The 20,265-nt window shown below is 67.4% G+C and carries 19 protein-coding genes; 9 read left to right on the forward strand and 10 right to left on the reverse strand.

Annotated features, from left to right (window positions below):
• Window positions 1-19 precede the first annotated feature (19 nt).
• The 8 genes from sixA (at window position 20) to OEB96_RS07870 (ending at window position 6,227) form a co-directional block, all read left to right on the forward strand.
• The gene (gene sixA, locus OEB96_RS07835) at window positions 20-517 is read left to right on the forward strand and encodes a phosphohistidine phosphatase SixA (RefSeq protein ID WP_266214846.1); all 498 of its coding nucleotides are present in this window, start codon (window positions 20-22) and stop codon (window positions 515-517) included.
• 84 nt (window positions 518-601) lie between these two features.
• Complete coding sequence (locus tag OEB96_RS07840; protein WP_266214847.1) at window positions 602-2,038, forward strand: ATP-grasp domain-containing protein; 1,437 nt, start codon at window positions 602-604, stop codon at window positions 2,036-2,038.
• 13 nt (window positions 2,039-2,051) lie between these two features.
• Complete coding sequence (locus tag OEB96_RS07845) at window positions 2,052-2,414, forward strand: hypothetical protein (protein ID WP_266214848.1); 363 nt, start codon at window positions 2,052-2,054, stop codon at window positions 2,412-2,414.
• Between the two features lie 10 nt (window positions 2,415-2,424).
• The gene (locus tag OEB96_RS07850) at window positions 2,425-2,778 is read left to right on the forward strand and encodes a DUF3817 domain-containing protein (RefSeq protein WP_266214849.1); all 354 of its coding nucleotides are present in this window, start codon (window positions 2,425-2,427) and stop codon (window positions 2,776-2,778) included.
• Window positions 2,775-3,299 carry a cupin domain-containing protein gene (locus OEB96_RS07855; RefSeq protein ID WP_266214850.1) on the forward strand — a complete coding sequence of 175 codons (525 nt, stop codon included), beginning with the start codon at window positions 2,775-2,777 and terminating at the stop codon, window positions 3,297-3,299. The genes OEB96_RS07850 and OEB96_RS07855 overlap by 4 nt, the downstream gene beginning before the upstream one ends.
• 128 nt (window positions 3,300-3,427) lie before the next feature.
• Complete coding sequence (locus OEB96_RS07860; protein WP_266214851.1) at window positions 3,428-4,021, forward strand: DUF4920 domain-containing protein; 594 nt, start codon at window positions 3,428-3,430, stop codon at window positions 4,019-4,021.
• Window positions 4,022-4,063: 42 nt separating this feature from the next.
• Entirely contained in the window at window positions 4,064-4,627 is a 564-nt protein-coding gene (locus OEB96_RS07865; protein WP_266214852.1) for a PepSY-associated TM helix domain-containing protein, read from the forward strand.
• Between the two features lie 226 nt (window positions 4,628-4,853).
• Window positions 4,854-6,227 carry a c-type cytochrome gene (locus OEB96_RS07870; RefSeq protein WP_266214853.1) on the forward strand — a complete coding sequence of 458 codons (1,374 nt, stop codon included), beginning with the start codon at window positions 4,854-4,856 and terminating at the stop codon, window positions 6,225-6,227.
• Between the two features lie 9 nt (window positions 6,228-6,236).
• Here the strand turns inward: OEB96_RS07870 and OEB96_RS07875 are convergent, their stop codons facing one another.
• From OEB96_RS07875 to OEB96_RS07915, 9 genes are all read right to left on the reverse strand, one after another.
• Window positions 6,237-7,340: a hypothetical protein gene (locus OEB96_RS07875; RefSeq protein ID WP_266214854.1), complete on the reverse strand. Its 1,104-nt coding sequence runs from the start codon at window positions 7,338-7,340 to the stop codon at window positions 6,237-6,239.
• Between the two features lie 153 nt (window positions 7,341-7,493).
• Window positions 7,494-9,236 (reverse strand): 2OG-Fe(II) oxygenase family protein, encoded by a 1,743-nt coding sequence (locus OEB96_RS07880; RefSeq protein WP_266214855.1) that lies wholly within the window; start codon window positions 9,234-9,236, stop codon window positions 7,494-7,496.
• A 6-nt stretch (window positions 9,237-9,242) separates the two neighbouring features.
• The gene (locus tag OEB96_RS07885; protein ID WP_266214856.1) at window positions 9,243-9,995 is read right to left on the reverse strand and encodes a hypothetical protein; all 753 of its coding nucleotides are present in this window, start codon (window positions 9,993-9,995) and stop codon (window positions 9,243-9,245) included.
• Between the two features lie 20 nt (window positions 9,996-10,015).
• The gene (locus OEB96_RS07890) at window positions 10,016-11,254 is read right to left on the reverse strand and encodes a hypothetical protein (protein WP_266214858.1); all 1,239 of its coding nucleotides are present in this window, start codon (window positions 11,252-11,254) and stop codon (window positions 10,016-10,018) included.
• On the reverse strand, window positions 11,251-13,026 hold the full coding sequence (locus tag OEB96_RS07895) for a 2OG-Fe(II) oxygenase family protein (RefSeq protein ID WP_266214859.1): 1,776 nt from the start codon (window positions 13,024-13,026) through the stop codon (window positions 11,251-11,253). The genes OEB96_RS07890 and OEB96_RS07895 overlap by 4 nt, the downstream gene beginning before the upstream one ends.
• Window positions 13,027-13,061: 35 nt before the next feature.
• Window positions 13,062-14,339: a hypothetical protein gene (locus OEB96_RS07900; RefSeq protein WP_266214860.1), complete on the reverse strand. Its 1,278-nt coding sequence runs from the start codon at window positions 14,337-14,339 to the stop codon at window positions 13,062-13,064.
• Window positions 14,323-15,027: a TfuA-like protein gene (locus tag OEB96_RS07905; protein ID WP_266214861.1), complete on the reverse strand. Its 705-nt coding sequence runs from the start codon at window positions 15,025-15,027 to the stop codon at window positions 14,323-14,325. The genes OEB96_RS07900 and OEB96_RS07905 overlap by 17 nt, the downstream gene beginning before the upstream one ends.
• Window positions 15,028-15,129: 102 nt before the next feature.
• Entirely contained in the window at window positions 15,130-15,300 is a 171-nt protein-coding gene (locus OEB96_RS07910; RefSeq protein ID WP_266214862.1) for a hypothetical protein, read from the reverse strand.
• Window positions 15,301-15,525: 225 nt separating this feature from the next.
• Window positions 15,526-16,875, reverse strand: a complete 1,350-nt coding sequence (locus OEB96_RS07915) for a YcaO-like family protein (RefSeq protein ID WP_266214863.1) — start codon at window positions 16,873-16,875, stop codon at window positions 15,526-15,528.
• Between the two features lie 21 nt (window positions 16,876-16,896).
• Between OEB96_RS07915 and OEB96_RS07920 the strand changes: the two genes are divergently transcribed.
• Window positions 16,897-18,990: a M3 family metallopeptidase gene (locus OEB96_RS07920; RefSeq protein WP_266214864.1), complete on the forward strand. Its 2,094-nt coding sequence runs from the start codon at window positions 16,897-16,899 to the stop codon at window positions 18,988-18,990.
• A gap of 37 nt (window positions 18,991-19,027) precedes the next feature.
• On the opposite strand, the gene OEB96_RS07925 is transcribed toward OEB96_RS07920, so the two are convergent.
• Window positions 19,028-20,212, reverse strand: a complete 1,185-nt coding sequence (locus OEB96_RS07925) for a hypothetical protein (RefSeq protein WP_266214865.1) — start codon at window positions 20,210-20,212, stop codon at window positions 19,028-19,030.
• Window positions 20,213-20,265: the final 53 nt, after the last annotated feature.

Below are 20,265 nucleotides of genomic sequence, written 5' to 3' on the forward strand. Positions count from 1 at the left end.
GGACGAGAGGAAGGCCGCCATGGAGCTCTACGTCCTGCGACATGCGATGGCGGTCGACTCCAGCCCCGAGCTTCGGGATGCGGAGCGCACGATCACCGACGAGGGACGCGAGCGCCTGCGCCGGACGATCCGCTCCTGGGACGGCCTGGGCGTGGTCCTCGACGGGATCCTGACCAGCCCCATCGTGCGTGCGCGTCAGACCGCCGACGTGGTCGCCGCGGCGCTGGGCATTCACGATCGCGTGGAGGAGTGCCCGGCCCTCGGACCAGGGGCACGCCCCGTCGACGTCGTCAGCGCGATCGCCCAGCGCTTTGGTGACGAGCATCGCGTCATGGTCGTCGGCCACGAGCCCGACCTCGGGCGCTTCGTCTCGCTGATCGTCTGTGGAGACGATGGTGGCGGCTTTCGCATCAAGAAGGCCGGCTTGACCAAGCTGACGGTCGATGGCCTCGCGCCCGCCCGCTGCGCCGTGCTCGAGTGGCACCTGTGGCCTCGCCACATGCTCCGCATGGCCTGAGCCACGGCCGCGACACCAACGTTTCCCCCACGTGGCGTGTAGACCGGTGGGGTTCGTGCCATCCTCGCCCGCGGAGACTCCATCGTGGCCAGCCCCGTCCTCGTCAAACCCGGTGAGTTCGACCCTCAGAAGCACTTCTACGAGCGGGTCCTCAACGCCCAGATCCACCCGCTGGTGCGGTTCTTCTTCAACCTGGGCAACGAGCGCATCGCCGAGCGCTACTGTCACCTGCATCCCGAGGCCGATGCCGTGTCCGTGCGGCGGATCCTCGGGTACACGCCGTCGTACTTTCGCTGGGGCGGGGCCGACCTGTTCGTCACCAGCAATCGCAGCGGCCAGCGGCGCATCGTCATCATCGAGACCAACTCGTGCCCCTCGGGACAGAAGTCGATGCCGCTCATCGCCGAGGCCGACGAGATGGCCGGCTATCGCCTGCTGGTCGAGCACACCTTCCTCGACATGATGAACTCGCGCGCGCTGCCTCCCGGCGAGCTGGCCGTGCTGTACGACAAGAACCTCATGGAGGCCTCGGGCTACGCGGCCACCATCGCCGAGCTCACCCGCGAGCCCGTGCACCTGGTGCCCTATCACGACGGCGACATGGAACGCACCGCGCGCTTCACCGAGAGCCGCACCCTCGAGGTGTGCTCGGCCGAGGGCCAGTGGGTGCCGATCCGCGCCGCCATGCGCTATGTGACCCAGCGGCCGTGGAACCGCCTGCCGCCCGTCAGCCGCACGCCGATCCTGAACCCCGCGATCGCTTGCCTCGCGGGCGGGCGCAACAAGCTGGTGGCGGCCAAGGCCTACGACCTGCTCAACGCCAAGCTCGCCAAGGACGGCCTCAAGATCCACGTGCCCGAGACCATCTGGGACGCCTCGCGGGCCGAGGTCCCGCTGTGGATCGAGCGCATGGGGGGCCTGGGGGTGATCAAGAACCCCTACAGCAACGCGGGGCAGGGGGTCTACACCATCACCTCGCGAGCGGAGCTTGAGCGCTTCATGGACTCCGAGCAGCACTACGATCAGTTCATCGTCCAGGCGCTCATCGGCAACTCGAGCTGGAGCGCGGCGCCCGAGCCCGGACGCCTCTATCACGTGGGCACGGTGCCCGATCGCAAGGGCGACATCTACGTGGCCGATCTGCGCTGCATGGCGGTCGCGGGCAAGAACGGCTTTCGCCCCATTGCCATCTACGCCCGGCGCGCTCGCACCCCGCTGACCTCCTCGCTGTCCAAGGCCGACGACTCGTGGGACATGCTGGGCACCAACCTCTCCTACAAGAAGGAAGACGGCACCTGGTCCACCCAGACCGATCGGCTGCTGCTGATGGACGGACGCGACTTCAACCGCCTGGGCCTGGGACTCGACGACCTCATCGAGGCCTATCTCCAGACGGTGATGGCGATGATCTCCATCGACGAGATGTGCGGGCAGCTCGTCAACAAGGCCAAGAAATTCCGCCGCAAGCTGTTCGAGTCGCTCAATCGCGACGACAAGCTCTCGGTGGAGATCTTCGTGTGAGGCAGGTGCGATCGTGAGCGACCCCTGGCTGTGGCTGCGCTTCTTCAAGCTCGTGGGCGTGCTGGCCCTGGCCATGGGCATCGCGGTGGCGCTCATGGGCGGGACCCCGGCCATCCGGCGGCGGGCCGCCTACTGGCTGGCCACTCCGGGCTTCTTGCTCACCGCGCTGGCGGGCTTTGGGCTCGTTCGTGCCACCGGGGCCTCGCTCGGGGCCCCGTGGATCTCGGGCTCGCTGGTGCTGGGCCTGCTCGCCGTCGACCTCGCGGTGAGCAGCGTCGAGCCCGGTCGCTCGCGCTCCGGGCTTCGTGCCGTGGCCTGCGTGTCGTCGTTGTTGGCGGCCCTGGCCCTGATGGTGTGGCGCCCTGGGGCCACGTGAGGAGATCTCCATGACCACCAACGAGCCCGATCCCGTCGTGCCCTGGTTCTTTGCCCTGGGGCGAGCCGAGACCGCCAGCTTCGTGATCCTCCTCGGGATTGCGATGCCGCTCAAGTACGCGGCGGGCATGCCAGCGGCCACCGCATGGGTGGGCTGGCTGCACGGCATGTTGTTGCTCCTGTACGTGATCGCTCTGCGAAGCGTCGTGCGCATCCACCGGCTGGGCCTTCGGCATGCGGTCATGGGTGCCGTTCTCGCGCTCCTGCCCTTTGGTCCGGTGTGGCTCGAGCATCGCTGGCGTCGCACGCGGCGGCTCGATTCCCCCATGCCCGAGCCCGAACCCGCCTATCATCCAGGCCGATGACGGACATTCCGCCGGTCGTGGTCAACCTCGACTCCGTGTTGCCCATCGAGCGCTTGCTGGGCGAGCGCTGGGGGGCGCAGTTCAAGCCGCTGACGCCGTCGATGCGACCGCGAGGGGGCAAGCTGGGCGTCAACCTCATGCAGCTCCCGCCCGGGCGCACCACGTGCCCGTTCCACAGCCACATGCGCGAGGACGAGGCGTTCTTCATCCTCAAGGGTCGCGGGGTGCTGCGCTACGGTGACGAGGTCATGCCCCTGCGCGCGGGCGACTGCGTGTCGTGTCCGGCGGGGACCGGCATGGCGCACCAGATCGCCAATCCCTACGACGAGGGCGACCTGGTGTACCTGGCCATCGGGGCGCACGACCCCGACGAGGTCTGCGTGTATCCCGACAGCGGCAAGGTGCTGGTGCGGAGCCTCGAGCAGCTCGGGCGCCTCGAGGCCGCCGACTACTTCGAGGGCGAGCCTCGCCCGCCGCGGATCTTCGAGATGGCCCGGAGCGGCGGCGACGACGACGAGTGAGGCTACACGGAGTCGTGGGCTCACGCGCGGGGTCGCGCTCTGGCTCCTGGACGAGGGTCTACGAAGTGACTCATGGCGGTGTTGGGGGTTGGCGCCGGCCCGTTGGTTGGGCTAGAAGCGACTTCGTCATGCGTCGGCTGCATCTCTGCCTCCTTGGTGTCCTCGTCTCTGCCTCCGCCTGCGACGAGTCGCCGGCCACGGCCTCGGCGGCGCAGCCCCAGGCCCAGGCCTCGGCCGACGTGGCCGCCAACCCGGGCGCCAACCCGGGCGCCAACCCGGGGGAGGCCGCGCCCGCGGCTGCGGCCGAGCAGCCCAAGGGCACCGTCTACGGCGCGCCGCTGCAGGGCGAGCAGGCCGTGTCCATCGAGCAGGTGATGGACGTCCCCTCGGACTACGACGGCAAGGTCGTGCGGGTCGAGGGCATGGTGACCGACGTGTGCACCATGCGGGGCTGCTGGTTCGAGATGGCGGGCGAGCGCCCCGGCATGAAGATGCGCTTCAAGGTCAAGGACGGCGACATGGTGTTCCCGCCGTCGGCCAAGGGCAAGCGCGCCGTCGCCGAGGGCAAGGTCAGCGTGCGCACCCTGAGCCTCGAGGACACGCGCAAGTTCGAGGCTCACATGGCCGAGGACGCGGGCAAGCCGTTCGACCCCGAGTCGGTCACCGAGCCCATGGTCGTCATCCAGCTCGAGGGCCGCGGCGCCGTCATCAGCGACGTCTGAGCCGCAGGCTCGTTCTGTTCGCTCCCGATTGCCGAGCGACGCATGAAGTGGCGCAAGCTCGTCCGCATGCTGCACCGTGACATCGGCTATGCCGCCACGGCGCTCACGCTCGCATATTCGATCTCGGGCATCGCGGTCAACCACATGGAGGACTGGAACCCGAACTACTCGTTCGAGACGGTCGAGGTCGACATCGGTCCGCTGCCCACCGAGAGCTACGACGCGATGGAGGCCGCGGTGGTGGAGCGGCTCGAGCTGCCGCCCGAGCTGGTCAAGGGGCGGTTCATGGAGACCGAGACCCAGCTGCGGGTGTTCTTCGGCGAGGGCGAGGAGGTCGCGGTCGACACCGTCACCGGCAAGGGCTCGATCAAGCGCATCGACACCCACCCGCTGATCTACGAGGTCAACGTCCTGCACCTCAACAACATCAAGGGCTGGTGGACGTGGATCGCCGACCTGTTCGCGGTGAGCCTCATCGTGCTGGCGATCACCGGGATGCTGATGATCAAGGGCCGGCTGGGGTTCTGGGGGCGGGGGAAGTGGTTCGTGGCGGCTGGGCTCGCGATTCCGGTCGGTTTCATCGCGTACATGTACTTCGGGGCTTGAAGCCAGGCCGCCGCGTGCCGGTGCATCCGGTCGGCCGGCTCGTCGTGCATTGGATGTTGGTTGCGCCCCTTTGCCTTCGCGATCATCCGTGATCTTCGAGGCGCGGCCGACACCAGCGTGAAAACGAAGTTGCGTCTCCTAGACTGCCACCATTCGGTCTCGTCGAGACCGTGCGCGGTGCGTACTGCGCCAGGAATCGAGCAAGGTGCTTCGGATTGCGACACTCGTGCTGGGTTCGATCATCGTCCTGATGATCGCGCTCGGCTGTGCCGTTCGCTCTTCACTGCCGCCCGACGCCTGCTCGCGGGCCGCCGAGCGTCGAAGCTGTCGATCGGATGACGCCGACGCCCAGGTCGTCGAGCACCTGAGCACCACTCCCTACTTCCCTCGCCTCATGACGCGTCGCCAGTACGACCGCCTGTGGACGACGTGGGAGCCGTCGCTTCGGGATCGCTACCGCGTGGCGACGGACGAGGAACGGGTCGAGCTCTACGCGGAGCGCTACGGTCTGTTCGCCGAAGAGGGCGCGTCGATGCCGGTGGGCCTGATGCCGGTGGGCGCGCGCGGGGTGACGCTCAATTGCCTGCTCTGCCACAGCCGCCGGGTGGATGGTGAGCTCGTGGTGGGTCCGCCCAACCCCACGGTGGACCTGACCATGCTGCTCGATGACCTCTCGTACCTGCGGCTGCCGCAGCCCCGACGGGACGAGCCGAGGGTGGTGTTGTCCGAGGCCGCGGGAACCATCAATGCGTTCTACTTCCTCGGAGAGGCGATGGCGCATCGGGACGAGGACCTGCGCTTCACCCTGGTCCGTCGCTACGCGTCGAGGCCGACGCCCGCGCCATCGCGACCGGGGAACTGGGTGGAAATCCAGTTCAAGGACTTCCTCTACAGCGACGGGCACGTCCCCGTTTCGGGGCGAGCGCTGATGCAGTTTGCGCTGGGGGCACGGGGACGTCAGAAGTTCCACTCCTGGGAGCCGCAGTTCGAGGCGCTGCTCGAAGACATCGAGCACCTCGGGGTGCCTCACTACCGCGGGCCCCTCGACGCCTCGCGGGTTCGCGAGGGAAGGGCGCTGTTCGAGCGCGAGTGCAGCGGCTGCCACGGCCACTATGGTCCGGACGGCGAGTATCCCGGTCGCGTGATCCCCATCGACGTGGTGGGCACCGACGACATGCTCTTGCACCGTGGCATCACCCGGCAGATGCGCGCGCACTATCGCGACAGCTGGTTTGGTGACTTCGGTCAGGATGCGATCGAGGAGGCCCCCGTGGGCTACCTGGCGCCTCCGCTCCATGGCATATGGGTCTCGGGGCCCTACTTCCACAACGGCTCGGTGCCCACCCTGGAGGGCGTGCTGGACCCCGAGGCTCGCCCCCGGCGCTGGCGGGCCGCCGCCAACGATCGCTACGACGTGGAGGTGGGCGGGCTGGTGCTCGAGGCGGGAGACTGTGGTCTGGACTTCCTCGCGCCGCGGCACCGACGCCGACGCTGCTACGATACATCGATGCCGGGGCATGACAACCGCGGGCATCGCTTCGCCGCCGATCTGGATCCCCGAGAGCGGGAGGCGATCCTCGAGTACCTCAAGACGCTGTAGCGTGGCTCGCTAGAGACGACCCTGGAGCCCCACCGCGAAGCCCTGGCCTGGCGTCGGCCCGAGCTGCAAGCCGAGCCCTCGCCGCTGCCACGCGCTGGCGGCCTTGTGCGAGCGGCGGCGGTGGAGCAGCAGCAGCGTGGTGAAGGTGGCGGTCGACACGAGACCCGCGATCGCCACGATGCCAAAGGCGACCTGGACCTTGCGGAGGTTCTCGCCTCGCCTGCAGACCTTGGCGACCTCTATGTTTCGGCTCCCCTGGCCACCGTTGGCAGTCAGGGGCTCGCCCTTGGCGTAGAAGCCGTTGCCGTCGAGAGAATAGTCGTGCGTGTTGTACTCGCAGATGTCCACGAAGGGCGGCAGCTCGGCCGGGTTGACCTCGAAGAACGCGCCGTTGTTGGCATCCGGGTTGCTCGAGTCGCCAGGTTCACTGACGCCTTCGATGCTGGTGGCGAGACCGGCCTCGATGAGCTGGGGTCGAAACCCGAACGACCTGGACTCGGGCGCCGTCAGCCACACGCCCGTTCCAATGACCGTGCTCGCCCCGACCAGGAAGAGGCCGGCGGAGACCCCAAGACCGGCCCAGATCCATCGCGGTGTTGGCGATCGTTTGGAAGGGCGGGTCTGCTCCGAGCGGTCTTCCTCCACGGGCGGCGGTAGCGGCTCGATCGCGTCCTCCACTTCGGCGTCCTCGAGCGCCTGTAGCTGGGTTCGCAGACGATCCTGCTCCTCGAGCAGCCGCGGAGGGACCGCCTCCGCCTCGCCCGCGCCGTGGGCCCGTGTTCGCTCCTCCTCGAGCTCCACCAACAACACGAGCGGTTCCTCGATCAGCGCTCGCTCCGGCCGTTGCTCGTATGCCGCTCGGTAGTCCACCAGCGCGTTGTCGACTGCGAGCTCGCCCATCAGACCCGTTCGCTCGCCCTCGGGCAGCGATCGGTAGGCGGCCGCATACGAGCGAGCCGCGGCTGCATGCTCGCCCGCGCTGCGCTGCTCCTCGGCCTGGGCCATCAGCGCGTCGAAGTCCACGGCGGCCTTCGGCGCCATGCGCTGCGTGGCCAACGCGAGCGAAGTCGGCAGCACGCCGCCCGGCCCTCCGAGCACGAGCGCCATGGTCATCGCAACGGATGCGCGACGAATCGACGATGGACCAACCATCTCACTGTCTCCCGCTCTCGCTCACGAGCCCATCACCCTGCTTCGCTCCTGGGGCCTGCACCTCGGCCAGCACGGCGGCGAGTATACTACCTCCGACTGAGGCGTCGCGGGCGGTCAGGAGCGCGGCCTTCTCCCCGGGCGGGGAATGCTCACCACCGTCGTGGTCCGCTCGACGGGTCGCTGGCTGCTGTACGGGATGAGTGCCTGCTTGCTCGTGCCTCGACTGCTGTTCCAGTCGTGAGGCCGATGTGTTCCGTACCACATGACCGCAGCCCGCCGAGGGCCGCGCGCGACGGGGCTGATGGGCGCGATCGAGTGGACGCTCTGGTTGGCGGCGACCTGGAACATGAAGAGGCTGTTGAAGCTCGGTCGAAACACGGTGCCGCTCGGATGCCAGATGAACTCTCCCCCCCAGCGGTCATCCCAGTCCTTGGTCAGGTGCCACACCAGCGCGATGGATCGGCCGCTGCCTCCGTCGGAGTGCGGCGTCGCGTAGCCACCGGGCATGTACCAGAAGGCCAGCAGATCCACGTCGCCATCGCAGGGACGGCCACACAGCGCCTCCATCCACTCACGAGATCGCGTACCGAGCAGGGCCGTCCACAAGCTCCTCAATGGGAGCGGAAGGCTGGCACCCTCGATCTTGCGATAGATGAACTGCAAGTACTCGTACGAGATGCTCGTCTCCCACGGCGTCGGTTGGTCGAGATGCAGGTGCACGGCCTCGGCAAACTCGGGGTCGAACGCGTTCTGGATCGCGACCAGGCGCCCGCTGGAGAGTTGCTCGCGAATCTGCCCGAGCCGCCGCTCGTCCGCGAAGATGTCGCTGTTGAGGTACGTCGGTAGATGACCACTCGCGCCGCGGGCGTGCGGGTCGACGGTCAGGGAGTCGAACGCGATCGGCTCCCGTCGAGTCGTCTCCCCGACCCAATGTCGCGACCACGCCAGCAGTCCCCATGGGTCCCGCGCGGCCCGGGCCAGCAGTCCCGCCAGTGACGCCCGCGCGCCCGACGACAACGGCCGGCTCGGCGGCGCGGTGAACAGCGACAGCGCTTCCCGACCGACCCCCTTGCCCGCCGCCCCCGGCTGCACCATCAGCGACTCGAGGCTGTGCGCCGTTTGGGGCACGAGGAGCGGCCCCACTTGCACGTCCTCGGCGCGCGCCACCACCGGCAAGATCGGCCGCCCCAGCTCCACGCCCAGATCACGGATCTCGTAGAGGTGCGCCATCAGCACGTCGTCGAGGCAGAGCACCGTCAGGTCCGCGCGCTCCATCGCCTGTTTCAACGGCTGCGCGTCGTCCTCCTCCGCATCACGGGGCCGACCAGGATGTGCGGGCACCGGCGGGAACACGTGCGCGGTCTCGGCTTGCTCGTGGAGCACGCGCATCGCCGGCGTGCAGCCGAGCGGCTGGCACACCACCTCGACCCCGCCTTCGCGGCAGAGGCTCGAGATCTCGTCGGCGAGCCTCCCCGCGCCGAGGACGAGCATCCTTGGACGACGGCCTTCGCCCGGCGACCCCTTCGCTGGCACCACCTCGGCGGGAGCCCCTGCCTCCGGTGACCCTGCGCCCGATGGAGCGCGCGCTCCGGACTCGTCGTCTTCCTCGCACGCCAGCACGTGGCGCCGGGTCAACAGCGTCAAGCAGCGGCGGATCGCCTCACCCTCGTAGTCCTCCTCGAACGCCGCGACGATCGCCTCCTCGGTCCCGTACGCCGCCGCCGCCACCACGATCTCCTCGAGGATCCCGACGCTGCCTCCCGTGAACCCCGTGGCGCCGAGCGGCGTCGTCGCGAACAGCCCGGTCGGAAGCCGCACCAGCTGCACCTCGGCCGGGACGATGTAGCGCCTCACCATGGGGACCTACGACGTCGCCTCGCCCGGCTCGCGAAAGCCCGGCATCGCAAGGATGTCATCGTCGATGTGGATCGGTGCCATCTCGGTCGCCGCCACCAGGGGATGCCGCCCGCCATCGAGATCGAGCGCGTCCTCGTCCGCAGCGATCTCCTCGCACCGCAGGAACGTCACGGCGAACCGCCTTCCTCGAGCGGTCGGGTTGACGGGCGTGATGGAGTATCGATCGACTCCCGGGACATCGGAACACAAGAGGAGCGTGTTGAAGCTCGGCCGGATCACGGTCCCGCTGGCCAGCCAGACGAGGTTGCCTCCCCATTCGTCGTCCCAGTCCCTGGTCAGATCCCAGTACATCGACATGGATCGCCCGGCGGGCTTGGCGTACGCGCTCACGTAGTGGCCCGGGTAGAGCCACATCGCCTCGACCTGCGCCGTCCCGACGAACCGCCGGCCGCGGAGCTGCTCGATCCACTCGCGCGTCGCCGTGCTGCGCCAGGCCTCACCGAGGGTCTGCAGACCGGGCGTCAGCGCCTCTCCGCCGAGCACCTCGTGGAACACCTGGTGGTGCTTGCCGTAGTCGCGGCGCACGCTCCAGCACGACGCACGCTCCAGCTCGGCGTGGAGTGCCTCCGCCAGCTCACGGTGGAACGCGTCGCGAACGATGACCAGTCGATCCTGCGCGAGCTCGTTGCGGATCCAGTCCAGGTTTGCCGGCTGGGTGAAGGATTCTGGGTCGAGGTAGGTTGGCAAGAACGACGACATGGAACCTCCATGACGGATCATCACGCCCTGGCTAGGAGCATGGCCAGCTCGGGCATCCCGAGCAGACGCTGGTAGATCGTGCGCAGCTTGTCGTCGGCGTCGGGCTGCATTTCGTACTCCGCATGAGCTCGCTGCAGCATCTGCCCTTCATCCTCGTCCGAGAGCGCCGCTTCGAGCAGCGGCCGGCGGGCGGGCTCGGGCAAGCGCAGGGACAGCGCCGACTTGTCGAAGAGCTGGGCGAGGCGAGCGACGATCGTGGCCTCGTCGCACTGGCTCGGGTCGAGCCTGCCAATCCAGCCGTAGATCTCCTCGCGCGAGCGCCCCCATTGCAGGAGCGCGGACAGGGTGTTGAGCTCGCGGTCGAGCACCACCTTGGCGCGGGTCCGCTCGAGGAGCTGCAGCCGGTGCCGCTGCCGGTGCACGGGAGCGAGCAGACCATCCAGCGCGGGGTGATGGGCGACGGCGGCCTGGATCAGCTCCTCCAGGCACCCCGACACCTGGATTTCGTGTGTGCACGCGGCGAACAGCTGGACGAGCGACGGCGCATCGATCCGCGACACATCCTCGACCAGCGTGCGGGCGAACGCCTCCGGGTTCGTGTCGAACAGCGCGCGCAGGCCGTGATGCGCCTGCATGAGCCGGTTGCGGTTGCTCGCAGGGTGAGGCGCGCACGCGATGAACGGCGGCAGCAGCTCGTACTGCGGCTCGTGCCAGGGCAAGAAATCCGTTCGCACCACGACGGTGGCCGAGGGGCGCTCGCGATGGACCAGCGCGTGGTTGAGTCCACCCAGGCCCGGTCGGATCGCGACGGTGTCGCCCGGCACGAGGTATTCCAGCGCGCGGGGCTCGGCCGCCCCGAGCAGCAGCTGCGAGCCGAGTCTGCGATGGGGGGTGAACACGAACGGGGCGTGGAAGCTGCTCCCCGCGAACACCTGGAACGCACCGGCGAAGGCATGGGAATGAACGACGATCCCGGAGTGCACCCAGATGTTCAGATCGATGACGAATCGATCGGTGCGAAATACCGTCAGGTGGCAATCGGCGAACTGGGGCGTCCCCGGGCTCTCGCTCCGCGTCAGGATCCACCGGACGGCCTCCCCCAGATCGAAGGTTCGATCGAAGTCGAACGCCTCCAACGCCGCCTGCGCGAGCTCGGGGAAGCGCTCCTCGTCGTAGTCGCTCGCCTTCCAGGCTTGCGCGACGGCCTTGCCCAGGCGCTCGAATTGCTCCCAGTCGATGGCGCCGGTCTGCACGTTCACCGCCGCCCGTCGAGGTGAGAGTGGCCCTGCCCCTGGTGACCGGGGCTCGGGAGGCTCATCAGCGAAGTGCCTCGCCGGACCGGCGGCACACACGTCTGCGCGACGATCTCGTCGTGCTCGACGCGGCTGCTCGTGTTCCAGCTGTTGGCCTCGCTCGTCCCGCACCACAGGACGACCGCCATGCGTTTGGCACGAGCCACCGGGCTGACGGGCGCGATCGCGTGGAGGCTACGGTTCGCCGTGACCCGGAACATGAAGAGACTGTTGAAGCTGGCCCGGAAGACACTGCCGCTCGGATACCAGAGGAAGTCGCCCCCCCAGTGGTCGTCCCAGTCCTTGGTCAGGTGCCACACCAGCGCGATGGAACGCCTCGCTCCGCCGTCGGTATGAGGCGTGACGTAGCCGAACGGAGGGTACCAGCTGCTGGTCACCTCGACCTGGCCATCACAGGGACGGCCACACAGCGCCTCCATCCACGCACGCGATCGTGTGCCGAGCATCGCCGCCCACAAGCTCTTGAGGGGCGGGAGCAAGTCGACACCCGTCATGTCGAGATACGAGAATTGAAAGCCGGGCTCGTGGGCCACGCTGTGGTTCCAGTGAGCGACCCGATCGAGGTGCCGGTGGACGGCCTCGGCAAACTCGGGATCGAATGCGTTCCGGATCGCTACCAGGCGCTCACGGAACAGCTCGTCGCGGATCTGCGCCAGACGTCGCTCGTCCGCGAAGATGTTGCCGTTGAGGTACGTCGGGAGATAGCCGCTCTCGCCGCGGGCGTGCGGGTCGACGGTCAAGGAGCCGAACGCGATCGGCTCCTGTCGAGTGATCTCCCCGACCCGATGTCGAGACCACGCCAGCAGCCCCCATGGGTCTCGCGTGGCCTGGGTCAGCAACGCCGCGAGCGACGCACGCATCTCCGGCGAGAGCGATCGACTCGGCGCCGCGCTGAACAGCGACAGCACCCCCCGATCCACGCCTCTCCCCGCCTCGCCCGGCTGCACCACCAGCGACTCGAGGTTGTGCGCGGTCTGGGGCACGAGGAGCGGTCCCACCTGCACGTCCCGGGCGCGCGCCACCACCGGCAAGATCGGTCGCCCCACCTCCAGGCCCAGATCGCGAACCTCGTACAGGTGCCCCATCAGCACGTCATCGAGGCAGAGTACCGTCAGGTCCGCGCGCGCCATCGCCTGCTTCAATCGCTGCCCGTCCTCTTCGCCCACATCGCCGGGCCGATCGCGTCGCGCATGCATCGGCGGGAACACATGCGCGGTCTCGGCCCGCTCGTAGATCGCACGCATCGCCGGCGTGCAGCCCAGCGGCTGGCACACCACCTCCGCGCCGCTCATGCGGCACAGGCCGGAGACTTCGTCGGAGAGCGTCCCCGCGCCGAGGACGAGCACCTCCGGCCGGCGGCCTTCGCTTCGTTCGCCCCAAGCGCCACTGGCCGGCACTGCCTCCGCGAAGGCGGCTGCCTCTGGCGAGCCGGCGCCCGATGGATCGCGTGCCTCGACCTCGCCGCCGTCGTCGAGCTCGAGCACGCCGCGCCGGGTCAGTCGCGTCAAGCACTGGCGGATCACCTCGCCCTCATGGTCCTCCGCGAGGGCCGCGACGATCGCCTCCTCCGTTCCGTGCGCCCCGGCCACCGCCACGACCTCCTCGATGAGATCGACGCTGCATCCCGTAAATCCCGTGGCACCGAGCGGCGTCGTCGCGAACAGCCCGGCCGGAAGCCGCACCAGCTGCACCTCGGGCGGGACGACGTAACGCCTCATCACGTGCTCTTCCATCTTCGCCCGAGCGATCGGGTCTACGCCGTCGGCTCCTCCGAGCCGGAACCGCTGCTCTCGACTCGCCTCACCGCGCCGGTCGCGTAGAGCATGTCGAGGATGTGCTTCACTCCATCCGCCTCGTACTCAGCGGAGTATCGTCGCACGAGGTCGCTCACCAGCAGAGCCTGCTCGGAGCGAAGCTCGTCGATCATCGGCGCCATGCCGCCGTCGGAAACGAATCCGAGGCCGCGGCTGGCGACGCACATCTGGTCCCCGACGACGACGTAGCGCAGTCGCTCGGCCGTGGCGCAGATTCGATCGCCTTCCATGAGCACCGCGCCTCGCTGCTGCCTGGGGTACTTGATCCCCGCGTTCGTCAGGGCACACAGCCACTGATGTCGCACGCTCGGCGAGAGCTTCGTGCCCAGCACGCGAACGAGCTTCTCGCAGCTCGCACGGATGAGCTCGCTCGGCATCTCCTCGCCGGGCCGGGGCGCCTCCTGCTCGAGAGCACTCGACCGTGAGATCCGCCCCAGGCAGCTCACGATCGCGCGATGCGTCGCCCTCTCGAGCGTGAAGTACGGAGCGCTCAGGCGCACGATCAAGCTCATGCTCGGCGTTCCCGCCACGGCCTCGCTCGTGTGCCACGTGGTCCCCGGCCAGTACAGCAGGTCGCCAGCGGTGGCCTCGAAGACCTGCGAGGACGCCTCCGCGGTCTGGTAGTCGGTCGGAGATCGCAGCAGCGCTCGCTCCAGCGACGAGTCGGCCGCGATCGTCTCGCCCGTCCAGTAGCGAAACCGCGTTCGTCCCTGAACGACGAGCTGGAAGTAGTCCTCGACGCTCTCTCGCGGCGCGCCGAAGGCAGGACGCGCGTAGTTGCCGAAGATCGCCATGACCGTCGGCGAGGCCCGCACACCGTTGCGGCGCTGGTAGTCCCGCAGGAGCTCACGGACCCTCTCGCAGAGGTCGACGCTCACGCCTTCGAGCCCATGCACGACGGCTCCGAAGCGCTTGCCACCCGTGAGCGCCGTCACCCGGTCACAGTAGCCCGCGAGATCCACGTCGGTCGCGAGCGGCACGAACGGCGAAGGATCGTGGGCAACATTGACCCTGTCGAACCGTGGATCTTCTCGGTCCGGACGAACGAAGTAGGTGGCCGAGACGCCGGGGAGCTCGGTGCTCATTCCGCGGTGGTCGATGCGTTCGCACGCCCGGACGATCCACCGCCAGGTCTCTTCCTTCGAGGCGAACGCGAGCTTCAACAGACGAGGCGTCTTCACCTCGCGCTCGAGCGCGAATTCATCTCCCGTCAGCACGGACGACACCTCGGGGCCAAGGGCCTGTTCGATCGGCTTGCTGCAAGGAGGCGATCCGTTGGTTTCGTGCTTCCACCTCGCGCAGATCGGTGTCGATCCGGGAGAGGAGTGCCAGTCCATCGTCTCGCAGCGGATTGCCCGCGGCGAAGACTTGCTTCATTGCCTCCACCAACTCTTGGCTGCTCGGTGCTGATGCGCGGAGCAAGCGCTCGAGTGCCGCCTCGTTTCGCCGTGTGAAGTGCAGACGGGCATAGTGCTGGCAGAGGTTCGCCGCCGCCGAGTCCGAGAGTGCCCCCCTCGCGACCAGGCGCCTGGCGTTCAGCGCGAAGGCAACGAAGGGCAGCCCGTTGCCGCGCTCCTCGCCGCGCTCCTCGTCGAATGTCGTGGCGACGAAGTCGTCCCTGAAGCCGAACGTCTCCTTCGCGAGCGCGAAGACGGCGCCTACGCCGATCATGCCGTATCGCTCGAGTTCGACCGCCCGCAGGGCGCCGATGCTCGAAGAACCATAGACACGCATCCCCGATCGCAGCGCATCCATCAGCTCGCTGGGCGAAACGGCCCTCGCTTGCTGGAACTCACCGTCGATGATGCCCACCACATGGACACCATCGCGAATCGCCTGCGCGATGTCGCCACGCTGAATGGGGCGACGAGTCTCGGCGCCTGGAAGCCTCTCGGAGACTTCCACACTCGGGACGCTGCGGCCGGAATGGATTCGGATCTTCAAACGCGTGGTATGTCGTTTCCCTCCCCTCCAGGGGAAGGGAGGGCCAAACGAATTGGAGCGAGATCAGCTCATGATCGGGAGCGGCTTGCCCGTGTTCATCTTGAACGGAACCTCCTTCGCATCGGGCGCATCGGGTGCATCGGGTGCGCCAGACGTGGTTCCACCGGTGACGCCCTCGAGTTGCTCGAGATCGAGCTCCTCGACGGTCAGCTTCTTCTTCGACTTCTTTTCCATCAGAGACTCCTTTGCCCGTAAGGGCCATGTAGCTTATCAGCCTCACATGATGCCCGCAAGCACGCTCGTGGCCTGTAGGCGCATTTCTGCCAATTGTTCCATGTTGCTTTTCGAGCACTTGGAGCGTCTTCGCTCGTCCTGACTACTGTCGAATATGTCGGATGTATCAGATGGTCTCGTGCTCTCGAGGCATTTTCGCTCGCATCGTTCGCATCGCTCGCATACTCAGCTCTTGTACGCCCAGCCGAACCTGGCCGCCTGAATCGCATCGAGCGTTGCTCGCTCTCGCCCGCGGTGATCGCTTCGCGGCGGCATCCTCGGGACGAGCGCCTTGACCACCGGGATGTCCATACCGGATCGAGTGAGGTTCGCGATGCACACCTTGTGGAAGCCGAGCTCGTGCAGCCAATCGACGATCCACTCGAATTCGCTTCGGAGGTCCGCGAAGTGTCGTTCGTCGACCTCCTGCGTGTACTCTGCGAGCGTTCGAACGGGGTAGCGCCTCTGCGCCGAGCGCTCGTTCGGATCGTAGCGCTCGCTCGACGGTGCCATGGCCTTCTTCGGGATGTCCTCGCGGGTGCCGCTGAGAACGGTCACGAGCGACTGGACGGCTTCGCTGACGGCACGACTGATGGCCGTCGGGACATCGGCGCAGGCTCCATAGCCGGCGTAGAGCTTTCGGTCCGCGCCGATGAGATAGGCAAAGACCATCGGAATGTTGCGCACACCTGGCAGCCGCGCCGCGTAGAGACGCACCGCGTACTCATCGTTCACCTGTGGAAGCACCGGGCCGAGGTCGCCCTGTGAGCGAAGATCGTCCTGGTCGAGCTCCGTGATCTCGACCATCTTCTCCTGCAAGCAGCGCTGGTAGTAGGTCTCGATCAGCTCGTACAGCGCATGTGTCGCCGCCTCGAGGTAGGTGGCCCCGGCCGCGACCCCGACCGTGACGCAGGGAAACCAGCTCTGCACCTGGTAGTCCTCGGGCAAGAACGGAAAGTAGATCGCCTCGGCGGGCACCCATAGCTCCGCGTCCAGCTCGACGGAGTAGGCCGGCGTCCACATGAGCGGCTCGGAGTGAGCCGGCGGCTCGACGCCCTCCACGAGCTCGAGGTACTGGGGGTCGAGCAGCAGGTGCTGGTGACGAAGATGGTCGTACGAGCCGCGGATCAACCGGGGGCTGCGCGGCTCCTGGCAGAATCCTTCGAGGGCCTCCATCATGCAGGAAATCTTGGCTTGCGTCGGCGTGCGGCCCTTGCCTTGAGCTCCGGTGTTCTGCCCGCTCGAGCTGTGCCAGTGAAGATTGGGCCGACAGGACTGAAACACGTAGAAGCTGCTGTCCGCGAGGTGCGAGATGTTGGCGACTCGCTGGATGCCTGCGAGCGGTGCCACTCGCCGGATGCGCTCCAGCAGTTCCTCCGGCTGAAGGGTTCGGTTGCCGTTGTGCGTGTAGACGATCTGCTCCCGGCGATGCAGTCCTTCTTGGAGATCGCGCACCGAGCATTGATCGAGGAGCGCAGGTTCGACGATGCGCGCCGGCTCACCGAAGATGGATGACGGGCCTCTGTACGACGACACGGGTCATGATAGCTTGCCTCGGTGGAGTCCGTGGCTCTCGCTCATGCCGATAATCCGCTCACCGTCGAGACGGGCGTGGTCGACTTCGCCCATCTGCGGGCCGAGCATGTGATTCCCGGCGTCGATGCGCTGCTCCGCGAGGTCGAGGCTGCGCGGGTCATACTCGAGAACGAGGCGGCGCCGGATTGGGCCGAGCTCGTGTGCGGCATCGAGCGCATCGACGATCGCATTCACTTCGTCTGGGGCTCCGTGGAGCACCTGCTGTCGGTGAAGAACACGCCCGAGCTGCGCGCTGCCCATCAGGCGACGCAATCGCGCGTCCTGGACTTCACGATGAAGCTCCGGCAGAGTCGAGCGATCTTCGACAAGCTGCAGTCGTTGCGGCGGGGCCCCAGGTGGGCGACGCTGAACGAAGGCCAGCAACGCACCGTCGAGGCGCTGTTGCAGGACGCAGTCCTGAGCGGAGTGGCCCTCGCGGAAGCGCCCCGGCGCCGATTCCTTCAGCTCACCCTCGAGGTGGAGGCTCTGTGCACGACCTTCTCGAACAATGTGCTCGACGCCACCGCGACCTTCGCGATGGACTTGACCGAGCCGTCCGAGGTCGCCGGTCTGCCTCGGAGCCTGCTGGAGCTCGCCGCGCATGCGAGCTCCGTCCCCGGTGCCACGGCCGAGACGGGTCCCTGGCGGATCACCCTGGACGAGGGGAGCTTCCGCCCCTTCATGCTCCACAGCCGGCGCCGCGACCTACGCGAGCGGCTCCACGAGGCCATGGTCACCCGGGCCTCCTCGGGCTCCGTGGACAATCGTCCGGTCATCCTCGAGATCCTCCGCCGGCGTCGTGAATGCGCGGCGCTCCTCGGCGCCGAGAGCTGGGCGGAATGCCAGCTCTCACGCCGGATGGCCGGTAGCGTCGCCCGCGTCCTGGAGTGGCTCGAAGAGCTTCGTCGGGTTGTCTACCCGGTCGCGCAGCGTGAGCTGGACGAGCTCGTCGAGCTGGCCCGACGAGCCGGCGCCCCCGAGGCCGACGACCTCCAGCCCTGGGACCGCCTGTTCTGGATGGAGCGCGCGCGCGAGGCATGCCATGGCATCGACGCAGAGCAGGTGCGCGCGTACTGTCCATTGCCGCGGGTGCTCGAGGGCCTGCTCGAGCTGATCGATCGCTTGTTCGGCGTGACGATCCGCGAGGTGCCGGAACCGGCGGGCTGGCATCAGGACGTGCGCTGCCATCTCGTGGAGGACGAGCGCGGGACACCGCTCGGGATGTTGTTCCTGGACCTCCATGTGCGTGCAAACAAGAACGGCGGTGCGTGGGTCACTGGCGGGCTCCGGCGAAGTGCCCTCTTTCCGCGCCCGGATGGCGGCGGCGATCGACTTCCCACCGCGTACGTCATGTGCGACTTCGTCCGGCCCATCGGCTCTCGGCCCGCCCTGCTGTCGTTCGAGGACATGCAGACCTTGTTCCACGAATTCGGGCACGCGCTGCAGCACGTGCTGACGAAGGTGCCGTATGGGCTGGTGGCGGGTAACAGCAACATCGAGTGGGACGCGATCGAGCTTCCGAGCCTGTTCATGGAGAAGTGGTGCCATCATGCACAGACGCTGCGACGAATGACGGCTCACGTCGAGACGGGGCAGCCACTTCCCCAGGAGTCGATCGAGAGGCTCCGTGCGGCGCGTACGTTCCATGCCGGAAGGGCGAACCTTCACCAGCTTCGGTTCGCCCTTCTCGACCTCGAGCTCCATCATAGCTTCGACCCCGACGGCCCCGAGTCGCTCGAGGATCTACAGGCGAGAGTCTCGGCCTCGACCGAGATCGGTCGGCGGTTCGAGGGCGATCGGTCCATCTGTAGCTTCATCCACGTCTTCTCGTGGAACTATGGTGCGGGCTACTACTCCTATCAGTGGGCGGAGGTGCTCGCCGCCGACGCGTTCGCTGCCTTCGAGGAGGTGGGGCTCGACGACCTCGAGGGCATGGCCACCATCGGCCGGCGATTCGGCGACACCGTGCTGGCGCTCGGCGGCAGTCGCCATCCGATGGACGTCTTCATCGACTTTCGTGCGCGGGCACCGACCACGACGGCCTTCCTGCGGCAGTCGGGCCTGTCGCAGGACTGACGGTCACTGCCGGTCACTGACGGATCGCGTGCTCCGGTCAGGGCGGAAAGAAGACATGGTCGGGCTCGCTGTGCGACGCGGTGACCCGCTCGTGGTGCTGGAGCAACCACGAGACCAGCGATGGGTCTCGTGTATCGATGACGCGCGGGAGCAGCTGCGCGAGCAAACCATCGCCCGGACGAAACTTCATCTGGCTCAGTCGCTGATACACGTAGAGGCGAAACACCCCCTCTGGACACTCGTCGAAGTCGAAGCCACGGAGCTCTCCGGGCTCGACGCAATTGAGGTTGACGAAGCGAAAGTCGATCGGACGCTGCCTGGGCCTGGTCCAGGATTCCTCGCGATCCCAGCTCTCGAACCGGTGCAATTTCCCGCCCTTGATCTTCTCCCAGAGCATCTCGCTCATCCCGATCATCAGCTCCCGTCTCCATCCTCGGATGGTCTCGAAGGGGGCGACGAGCTGCTCGTTCGAGTACGCGATCGGTTGATGTGCCAGGTAGGAGAACCACTGGCGCGAGTACGCCCGCACCTGCACGGCCTGGCGCAGTTCGTGGCTCAACCACGCTTCCAGCCGGGGGCTCGACCGCACGTCCGCCAGGTCGAAGCCGTCGATGCTTCCGGTGAGATAGATCTGCGCGAACTCGTGAAAGAACTCCCGTCGCTGCACGGTCAAGGACGGATTGAACCTGCGGTACTCGGGCAGAGCGCGCTCGTCGTAGCGAGTCTGGTAGCCCTGATACGGAGCCGTGCCCAGATCGCAGAATTCGTTCAGGTCGGTCGCGCAGAGGTACCAGTAGTCGGTGCCGACGCTGGCGGCGATCTCCGCGACGGCTTGACAGAATACGAAGTCCTCGATGTTCTTCTCGGTGATCGGCGTGCGCCCGAAACCGAGCTTGGGCATGAGCTCGTTGATCGCCAGCACCCCCCAGCAGTGCAGGTAGTCGTGGAAGGCGCCGTTCAGCTCGCGAACGAGCCGATCATGCCGGTTGTGCTCACGCGCCGACTGCGCGCGATTGGGCAACCAGGTCGCGAGCGTGGAGATGGCCGGATAGAACACGGATGTAGAGAACGGGTTGAATCCCGTCATCTGCTGCGAGACGCATTGTCGATAGAACCAGGTGTTGTCGATTCCTCGCTCGATCAACTGGATCGCGGGGTCCTCGAGGAGGTGCCGCACCAGTGGAATCCGCAGCGCTGATTCGGAGTGAAGAGTCTCGGCCATGGTCGTATCGCTCCGCGACGCCAAGGCAAATGGTACCATCATCGACTGACGCG

This window comes from Paraliomyxa miuraensis (genome assembly GCF_026337845.1).
Classification (GTDB): domain Bacteria; phylum Myxococcota_A; class Polyangia; order Nannocystales; family Nannocystaceae; genus Paraliomyxa; species Paraliomyxa miuraensis.

Excerpts from the sequence above, each read along its gene's own strand:
- sixA (WP_266214846.1), top strand. The coding sequence starts at position 20 with ATGGAGCTCTACGTCCTGCGACATGCGATGGCGGTCGACTCCAGCCCC.
- OEB96_RS07860 (WP_266214851.1), top strand. The coding sequence starts at position 3,428 with ATGCGTCGGCTGCATCTCTGCCTCCTTGGTGTCCTCGTCTCTGCCTCC.
- OEB96_RS07875 (WP_266214854.1), bottom strand. The coding sequence starts at position 7,340 with ATGACCATGGCGCTCGTGCTCGGAGGGCCGGGCGGCGTGCTGCCGACT.
- OEB96_RS07880 (WP_266214855.1), bottom strand. The coding sequence starts at position 9,236 with ATGGTGAGGCGCTACATCGTCCCGGCCGAGGTGCAGCTGGTGCGGCTT.
- OEB96_RS07885 (WP_266214856.1), bottom strand. The coding sequence starts at position 9,995 with ATGTCGTCGTTCTTGCCAACCTACCTCGACCCAGAATCCTTCACCCAG.
- OEB96_RS07850 (WP_266214849.1), top strand. The coding sequence starts at position 2,425 with ATGACCACCAACGAGCCCGATCCCGTCGTGCCCTGGTTCTTTGCCCTG.
- OEB96_RS07855 (WP_266214850.1), top strand. The coding sequence starts at position 2,775 with ATGACGGACATTCCGCCGGTCGTGGTCAACCTCGACTCCGTGTTGCCC.
- OEB96_RS07910 (WP_266214862.1), bottom strand. The coding sequence starts at position 15,300 with ATGGAAAAGAAGTCGAAGAAGAAGCTGACCGTCGAGGAGCTCGATCTC.
- OEB96_RS07925 (WP_266214865.1), bottom strand. The coding sequence starts at position 20,212 with ATGGCCGAGACTCTTCACTCCGAATCAGCGCTGCGGATTCCACTGGTG.
- OEB96_RS07895 (WP_266214859.1), bottom strand. The coding sequence starts at position 13,026 with ATGAGGCGTTACGTCGTCCCGCCCGAGGTGCAGCTGGTGCGGCTTCCG.
- OEB96_RS07865 (WP_266214852.1), top strand. The coding sequence starts at position 4,064 with ATGAAGTGGCGCAAGCTCGTCCGCATGCTGCACCGTGACATCGGCTAT.